The organism is Geothermobacter ehrlichii, assembly GCF_008124615.1.
GTDB lineage: Bacteria > Desulfobacterota > Desulfuromonadia > Desulfuromonadales > Geothermobacteraceae > Geothermobacter > Geothermobacter ehrlichii.
Map to the genome: position 1 here is coordinate 1 of NZ_VNIB01000031.1, position 1,292 is coordinate 1,292.

The 1,292-nt window shown below is 60.0% G+C and carries 2 protein-coding genes; both read left to right on the top strand.

Translation table 11 applies throughout. From position 1 onward, the window contains the following. A partial coding sequence (locus EDC39_RS15195) for a DctP family TRAP transporter solute-binding subunit (protein ID WP_148897240.1) occupies positions 1-663 on the top strand: 663 nt, incomplete at its 5' end. Between the two features lie 96 nt (positions 664-759). Further along, positions 760-1,292: TRAP transporter small permease (locus EDC39_RS15200; RefSeq protein ID WP_148897241.1), on the top strand; the 533-nt coding region annotated here is incomplete at its 3' end.

The window sequence follows — 1,292 nt, forward strand, 5'->3', positions numbered from 1 at the left end:
TTCCTGTTCAAGGACATGGCCGCCGTCGAGCGTTTCCAGAAGAGCGCCAAAGGCCAGGAACTGCTGATGGCCATGAAGAACAAGGGGCTGATCGGTCTCGGCTACCTGCACAACGGCATGAAGCAGCTGTCGGCCAACTCGCCGCTGCGCGTTCCGGCTGACGCCAAGGGCAAAAAATTCCGTATCCAGAGCTCCGACGTGCTCGCCGCCCAGTTCAAGGCTGTCGGCGCCATTCCGCTGAAGAAACCCTTCTCCGAGGTCTTCACTCTGCTGCAGACCAAGGCCATCGACGGCCAGGAAAACACCTGGTCCAACATCTATTCGAAGAAATTCTACGAAGTGCAGCCCTATATCACCGAGTCGAACCACGGCCTTATCGACTATCTGGTCGTCACCTCGGTCGAGTTCTGGATGGGCCTGCCTGACGAGATCCGCACCGAGCTGAAGAAGGCCCTGGACGAGGCCATCGCCTTCGGCAACGAAGTCTCCTTCAAGAAGGCGATCGAGGACCGGCAGAAGATCATCGATTCGGGCCGCTCCGAAATCATCACCCTGACCGACGCCGAGCGTCAGCAGTGGGTCGACGCCATGAAGCCGGTCTGGAAGCAGTTCAAGGACGAAATCGGCAAAGACTACATCGAGGCCGCCGTCTCCTCCAACTGATCCAGCACTGTTGTCCTGACACTTCCGCGGACCCCGTCATCGGGGTCCGCGGCCCTTCAACCATTCAATTGCGCGGTTGCCTGTGAGGTTCTGACAATGCTCACCCGAATGATCAATGGCCTGGAAGAAGCCGTCATCTCGGTTCTTCTGGCGGCCATGACCCTGCTGGTTTTCATGGAGGTGGTTCTCAGGTTCGGCTTCGGCACCGGGCTGATGTGGGCCGAGGAGGCGACGTTGCACATCTCGGCCTGGATGGTCCTGTTCGGCGCATCCTACGGCATCAAGGTCGGTTCGCACATCGGCGTCGACGCCCTGGTCCGGATTCTTCCCTCCGGAGTGCGCCGCTTCGTCAGCGGCATCGCCGTCGTCGCCTGCCTGGTCTACACCGGCCTGTTCACCTACGGCGGCTGGATCTACCTGAAGAAGATGCACATGATCGGCATCGAGCTGGAGGACATGCCGATTCCGAAATGGGTCGCCCACAGCATCATCGTCATCGGCATGGTGCTGATGGCCATCCGCCTGCTGACCCTACTCTGGAACATCGTGACCGGCAAGGCCGACGGCTTCAAGATAGTGGACGAGGCCCAGGAAAGCATGCACCTGGCCAAGGAAGCCCAGGCTTCCGC